This window comes from Pseudorhodobacter sp. E13 (assembly GCF_003991405.1).
Classification (GTDB): Bacteria; Pseudomonadota; Alphaproteobacteria; order Rhodobacterales; family Rhodobacteraceae; genus Pseudorhodobacter.
In genome coordinates, this window is sequence record NZ_RPEN01000120.1 from 1 (window position 1) to 6540 (window position 6540).

7 protein-coding genes and 1 tRNA gene are annotated in these 6540 nt (G+C 60.2%); 4 read left to right on the forward strand and 4 right to left on the reverse strand.

All coding sequences use genetic code 11. From position 1 onward, the window contains the following. Nucleotides 1-118 precede the first annotated feature (118 nt). Together EGN72_RS00645 and EGN72_RS00650 are read left to right on the forward strand one after the other, a co-directional pair. The gene (locus EGN72_RS00645) at nucleotides 119-538 is read left to right on the forward strand and encodes a CHAP domain-containing protein (protein WP_233586976.1); all 420 of its coding nucleotides are present in this window, start codon (nucleotides 119-121) and stop codon (nucleotides 536-538) included. Next, on the forward strand, nucleotides 528-734 hold the full coding sequence (locus EGN72_RS00650) for a hypothetical protein (protein WP_233586977.1): 207 nt from the start codon (nucleotides 528-530) through the stop codon (nucleotides 732-734). Before EGN72_RS00645 ends, EGN72_RS00650 begins: the two co-directional genes overlap by 11 nt. Nucleotides 735-983: 249 nt before the next feature. Here EGN72_RS00650 and EGN72_RS00655 read toward each other — a convergent pair whose 3' ends face one another. The 3 genes from EGN72_RS00655 to EGN72_RS00665 are packed head-to-tail and all read right to left on the reverse strand — an operon-like array spanning nucleotide 984 to nucleotide 4380. Further along, on the reverse strand, nucleotides 984-1919 hold the full coding sequence (locus EGN72_RS00655) for a plasmid partitioning protein RepB C-terminal domain-containing protein (protein ID WP_127044741.1): 936 nt from the start codon (nucleotides 1917-1919) through the stop codon (nucleotides 984-986). Next, a complete protein-coding gene (locus EGN72_RS00660; RefSeq protein ID WP_127044742.1) occupies nucleotides 1916-2809 on the reverse strand; it encodes a ParB/RepB/Spo0J family partition protein in 894 nt (297 codons plus the stop codon). Before EGN72_RS00660 ends, EGN72_RS00655 begins: the two co-directional genes overlap by 4 nt. Further along, a complete protein-coding gene (locus EGN72_RS00665; protein WP_199743676.1) occupies nucleotides 2803-4380 on the reverse strand; it encodes a recombinase family protein in 1578 nt (525 codons plus the stop codon). The genes EGN72_RS00660 and EGN72_RS00665 overlap by 7 nt, the downstream gene beginning before the upstream one ends. Nucleotides 4381-4506: 126 nt before the next feature. On the opposite strand from EGN72_RS00665, the gene EGN72_RS00670 reads away from it, so the two are divergent. Both EGN72_RS00670 and EGN72_RS00675 read left to right on the forward strand, forming a co-directional pair. Beyond that, the gene (locus EGN72_RS00670) at nucleotides 4507-4881 is read left to right on the forward strand and encodes an XRE family transcriptional regulator (RefSeq protein WP_127044743.1); all 375 of its coding nucleotides are present in this window, start codon (nucleotides 4507-4509) and stop codon (nucleotides 4879-4881) included. 288 nt (nucleotides 4882-5169) lie between these two features. Beyond that, complete coding sequence (locus tag EGN72_RS00675; protein ID WP_127044744.1) at nucleotides 5170-6303, forward strand: Fic family protein; 1134 nt, start codon at nucleotides 5170-5172, stop codon at nucleotides 6301-6303. Between the two features lie 126 nt (nucleotides 6304-6429). On the opposite strand, the gene EGN72_RS00680 is transcribed toward EGN72_RS00675, so the two are convergent. Then, nucleotides 6430-6506 (reverse strand) — tRNA-Met (locus EGN72_RS00680). Between the last annotated feature and the right edge of the window lie 34 nt (nucleotides 6507-6540).

Below are 6540 nucleotides of genomic sequence, written 5' to 3' on the forward strand. Positions count from 1 at the left end.
AGAAACGGAAGGAAACACCAGCATTGACGCCATCATGACACGCAGAACATAACCACTGGGTGGGTCAGTTCTCGGTGACAATGCCGGGTCAATTCTCAGTGGCAATCAACACTGGCTGATGGACTGGTTGAAGCGTGACGGCCGCTCCTTGGGCGACCCCAGCAAGAACCCGTGGTGCGGCGACTTCGTGGAGACCTGCATCCGCGTGTCCCTGCCGGATGAGCCACTTCTCGGCGCGCTGGGCACCAATCCCTATTGGGCGCGCAACTGGCTTCTGTTCGGGCAGGACACCAAACCCGTCACGGGTGCGGTGCTGATCTTTGAGCGCGGTTCTGGCGGCCACGTCGGCTTCGCAGTCGGCCAGGATGACACGCATTTCTACGTGCTGGGCGGCAACCAGTCCGACGCCGTCACCATCGCCCGCATCGCGAAGTCACGCCTTTTGGGCGCGCGCTGGCCCGCGACCTATCCGCCCCGTCCCCAACGCCTGCCGACCATTAAGCCGGGCGAATTCCTCGCAACCACCAATGAAATCTGAACTGGAGAAAACCATGCTGAAACCTGCCATCCTCGCCATCATCCGCCAGATCCTGACCGTCGCGGGCACCGCACTGGTCGCCAAGGGCTATGTCCAGGCTTCCGATATCGAACCGGTCATCGGCGCGCTGCTGACCATCGGGTCGGTTGTGTGGTCTGTCGCCGACAAAAGGGGGCGTACCGAACTGCGGCGATAACCCCTGCGGGCGCGCTATCCCTCGACGGGCGATCAGTCCGGAGAATAGCGCGCCCATCTGGCATCACAGGCATCCAGCCTCCTGGGACACCTGCGTGGTCGACCATATGTCGGCCGACCGTGGTGGGCTTCGTGCGGGTTCGCCGCCATCCCCACCCCGCACTTGATCCGACCCACCGTCCGGCGTCTCCCGCGGTCCCCGCGCTTTAGGGTCCGGGTCCCCTTGGTCACTTGCAAAGAAATGGGCGAGCTATGTGCTCTCGCCGTTTTGCGCCTCCGCTGTGGGGACATGCTGTGACAGCTGGGCCACGATCTGCCGAAACTCACTCAGGATTTCGCCATGACTCCTGTCGAGGTAACGTGCGAGGCGATCATTCTGAAGAAGACGCTCGACAAACCGGCCTGCCACAACAAGACGGAGGTGATCCGGTCCAAGCGCGCCCTCAATCAGCTTGATGTTCTTCTGGAGATTGGCCATCTCCGAGCGCATCAGCTCAGCCTGTTCGCGTGTCACACCCGCGGGTGCCTTTTTTGCCGTAGGGTCAACCAGGTCAGCGGAGTCGGTCGCCGCAAGAATGGCCTCCACATAGGGCACCGTGTAATTGTTTGCGGCGATCATCAGTTCTGCTGCCTGAATCTGCCGCAAAGGTTTCATCTTGCGCAAGAAGCGGAAACTGTTGATCGGACAATGTCGGGCCTTCAGCAGTTCGGCCGCCTCCGGACAAATGCCGTTCAGCAAGGTGCGCTTTTGCCGGATCAGCGCGATGTTCACATTCAACGCGGCAGCGATGCGGGCTTCCGATACGCCTCGTTCGACCGCGCGCAGAATCATCTTGTGCTCTTGGATGGTGGCGAGGCGGCTGATGCGCTTGTTGTAGGTGAAGGACTCGTCATCGGTGGCCACCAGGCAGATGACAGACGTCTCGCCCATCTCCTTCAACACATGGAGACGAACATGGCCGTCGAGAAGGATGAAGGATCCGTCCTGCCCCGCTGCCCGGGCGACCACCGGCGGTTCGATCAGGCCGACCTCGCGGATCGACGCGGCGATTTGCGCATACTTCTGACTCTTGGGTACGGTGGTCGACAGCTGCTTGACCAGCAGGATTGCGGCAATCGGGATCAGTCGCAGGCTTGCCTCGAACCCGGGACTCTTCGGTAAAGGCATCTTCCCCATGTGCGTCATGCTCTTGGCTCCTGCAACCCTTCAACGATGATGCTCGGAAGGCTACCCAGCCCTTCCGCGCGAAGCAGGGTCAGAAAGGTCTCGTCCTTCAAGAGCGACTGGAATGCCGCGTTCAGAAACAGAAGGCTGCTGCGCGTCGCTTGTGCCCTCCGAACCATGTCCTGCTGACGCTCCGCCTCCACGCGATAGGCTTTGACCAGCGCCGCAGATGTCATTCGCGCGCGTGGCTGTTTGTTGCGCGCGCCACCCCGCTGCTTGCCATGGCGCTGGCGCAACTCGACCAACCGCCGCGCCTCCAGGAGCTTCTTCCCGCGCAGTTCACCCGAGGCATAGGCGGCCTCAAGCGCCTTCTGCACGTCCTTTTCCTCGGCACGCGTGATGTAGAGCGCGACGCTCAAGGGCATCTGGCCGGTCTCAACCGCGATCAGCAGGCGTTCCTCGCCATTAGCGATCAACTCACCGATTTCATGAACATAGGCGAGGGAAAGCCCGGTCTTGTCGGCGATTTGATGGTCCGAATATCCCCGGTCGCGCAGGATGGTGATGTCCTGCAAAAGCTCGAGCGGTCGCTGCTGGCGGCGGGCGATGTTCTCGATCACGCTGCGCAGAAGCCGTTCCACCTTGTTCGCATCGACGACGATGGCCGGAATGTCAGTTTCTCCAAGGGCGACATAAGCCTCCATCCGCCCCTGACCGCAGACGAGACGATAGGACACCCCCGCCTCGCCGTCGATCCGGGCAACGGTGATCGGCTTTTTCAGCCCGACCTTGCCGATACTGTCCACGAGTGCGCGGAAGATCTTTTCCGAGCGTTCGCGCGGGTTTTCCACAGTGATGGCGGAAATCGGGATTGTCTGCACTTCGCCCGGCGTTTCGACCTCGCTCACCATGGGGCAACCTCCGTAACCGGAACGCGCCGGGCAATGTCGAAGAAGAAATCCAGTGATTGAAATCGGAAAGCGTCCAGCATCAGACCATTCTCCTCTGCAAGCCCCAAGGGTTTGCGTCGCATCTCGAATTGGGGCAGCAGGTAAAAGTCGAGCGCGGCAGTGTTCGTTCGGTCCATTCGGATGGCGATGGTGATGTCGGGGCTAAGTCCCGCATCGAAGCGGATTTTCCAGCGCAGCCCGCCCGTGGTGGTTTCGCGGCAGCGGGCGACGACGACGGAGGCGGTAAATTCGTCATTGATGGTCAGCAGGTCGGTCACCGGATTGCGTGCCACCGTGCCGCCGATCCGGGTGATCTCGCGGATCACACGCTCCACCTCCTCCCCGTGGAACAGCCGCAGCAACCGGTTCACTTCGATGTAGTGGTAGTCCCGGTCCGGGGTGAAGCCGACGAGGGAGTAAGCCCGGATCAGGCTGCCGAAGCGATGGGCATAGGCGCCGCTGGATGGCATGCCGTCTGCTTCGTCGATCACGAGGCCAGAAATATAGCCATGGCGCTGGAGCAGCCGGGTCAGGCGATCCAGCATCTCCTCGTCCGAAAACCGTCGGTTCCGGGCGGCGATGATCGCCTGCACCTTCTGAAACTGTTTCAGCTCGACGATGGCCTCGAAGGCCCCCTCTGACCGGATCCACATTTCCGGGCCATTGGCGACCCGCTTGCGCTTCAGCTTGAAGGAGCGGCGGTTGTAGACATTGTTGCCGATGTATTTCTCATTTGTCAGGATCTGATGCACGGTCGAGCGCGTCCAGACCCTGCCGAGGTCGGTCAGGATACCGCGTTCGTTCAGTTCAGCCGCGATTTCGGCTTCCGACCGGCCCTGTTTCAGGAAATGGCTGTAGATCCAGCGGACGGTTTTAACCTCGGCCTCGGGCCCGGGCACAAGGATCACCCGATCAGTCTGCAGGCTTTTGTGTTCGCCGCACTTCAGCTCGGCCTTCACCTCGCCGCGTTCGTCAAGCAGGACACGACGAAGGCCAAAACCCGCTGGGCCGCCCTGTCGATAGCCGAGTTCGATCAGGCGGCACTGCCCCGTGAAGACCTTGTGGGATAGCTCACGACTGTATTCGCCTGCCATGGCGCGCTTGACGCTCTTGACGATGGTGGCAACCGGGCCGCCGTCATTTTCGAATTGCTCGGCGCAATATTCGACCTGCTTGTTCGCGCGACGGCAGATGTATTCGTAATATGCAGATTCAACGGCATCCTGAAACCGTCCCCACCGGCTGACGTCATAGACGAGGATCACCTCGAAATCGGCCGTGCCGTCCTGCACATCCTGGATCAGTTGCTGCAGGGCTTCGCGGCCCTCGATCCTGAGGCCGCTTTTCCCGGCATCGGCATAGGATCGCACCAGTTCGAAACCACGTTCGGCGGCATATTTGCGGATCGCGTCTGATTGGTTTTCGGTCGAGTACTTCTGGTGGTCGGTCGACATGCGGACATATTCGACCGCCCTTCGCATTGGCGGGGTCTTGGCCGGTCCTTTCAATGCGGGCGGATCGATTCCGGCCATTTCCGTCTCCCGGTCAATTCATGCAGGCGTCTCCGTCTGGTTGGACCCGGGATGATGTCTGGGGCGCAAAATGGAATCTGCCGCTGTGATGTCTTCTCCACAGGTTTATCGGAGGAGAACGCAGCGATGCGGATCAAGATGGGCACAGTTGTGCCGAAAATGGGCACAACTGTGCACCTGGCGGCGGATCAGGCCCGCTATCGCAGAGCGATTGCCGATGCGCTGAGTCGAGAGCTGGGTCCAACGCACCAGGCCATCAAGACGGCGATGCGCTGGACAGGGGCGAGCGAACGCACCGTGAAGTACTGGCTTTCAGGAGAACGGGGGCCAAGTGAAGAACATCTCATCCTGTTGGCGCAGCATTCCGACGCGGTGCTGCTGACGATCCTGACCATGGCGGAGCGGCTGTCCGACGAGCGGCACAGATGTGCCGGTTGCCCTGCGCATGCGCTTGTGTTGCAAAACCTCGGACAAGAGCTGAAGTTGTCCGAGGGTTCATAACTTGCTCAGAACGGCCTTACGCTTCTCCACCCGGTCGTTCAGGACACAGATCGCGACTTCGTTCGTGCGGAGGTCAGATCAACCATTCTCCGCAGAGGGCGCGGCAGTTAACAACAGATCAGGCTTTGATGACAGTTTTCTTGGTGTCTCTGTCATCAATCGTGCTTGTTGGCAGTCCACTGGCGGCAACGCACGTTGATGTCAGAATCGACTCCAATTCTGTTGCCAAGCGGTTTTGGTGTGACTAGGTTAGCGTCAAATCGCGTTGATGACAGAATCGGCATACATATGGTCACCAAACCTTACGATCTTACAGATGCCGTTACCTATCACATCGGCACCTTTCCCCCATCTGCCCTCGACTATGAAGTGCTGCTTGGGCCGCTAGAAGAGGCTGCGGCCTCCCTTGCGCGGTACGATACGAAGATGTCGGGCATGATGAATAGTGAACTTTTCCTCGCCCCTCTGCGCCGCCAGGACGCGGTCACCTCGTCCCGGATGGAAGGGACGATCTCGACCATCGAGGAGTTGTACCGACTTGAAGCCGAAGAGGATGCAGGCAGCGCTGACCCATACCGGGAGGCGCGCAACGACGACGTCGAGACCTACCTTTACTCCCGTGCACTGCGCAATGCCCAGCAGGCGCTGGCCGAAGGCGCACCGCTTGGCGAGCATCTGATCCGCACCGCGCACCAGCAGCTGCTGTCCTTTGGCCGGGGAGCCCGCAAGCGCCCGGGAAGCTACAAAGTTGAACAGAACTACATCGGGGATGAACGGCGGGGAAGGATCTACTACGTTCCGATCGCCCCCGAGCAACTGGGACCGGCGATGGCCGAACTGGTCCGCTACATCAACGAAAGTTCGATGCGGCCCCTCATCCGCACCGCCATTGCGCATGTCGAGTTCGAGGCCCTGCACCCTTTCGAAGACGGCAATGGCAGGATCGGCCGCATGCTGATCACCCTGATGCTGTGGAAGCTTGGCGTCCTGCATCAGCCGAACTTTTTCGTGTCGGGTTACTTCGAGGCGCACAAGGACGAGTACATCGAGCGGATGCGGGCCGTTTCCGCCACAGGCGATTGGACCGGCTGGGTGGTGTTCTTCCTCCATGCGATGCACGCCCAGGCGACGGTTAACATCCAGACTGCCGACGCGATTTTCCGCCTGCACGGCGAGATGCGGGAACGGTTCCGCGAGGTGCTGAACTCACAGTTCCACGATCAGGCATTGGACTTCGTCTTTGCTAGTCCAGTGTTCCGTAACGACCGGTTCGTCGAACGATCAGGAATTCCGCCATCGTCCGCTCGTGCACTTTCGCGACGCTTGGTCGAGGCTGGGCTTCTGCGCACGATCGAAGGAGCCTCGGGCCGTCGCGCCGCGATGTACGCCTTCGATCCCCTGCTTGATCTGCTGAAGGTCTGAAACGCAAAAAGCCCCCTGGGTTACAGGGGGACTCGTCAAACGTTGAGGTGGCGTTGAGGTAAAACGCTGGTGTCTATACACAAGTGTTTTTGTCGGATTCCAAGCATTTGTTATACAACGGTTTTTTGGTTGCGGGAGTAGGATTTGAACCTACGACCTTCAGGTTATGAGCCTGACGAGCTACCGAGCTGCTCCATCCCGCGACGCTTGGGTTGCGCGTTTTGTTGCGCAGGGCCC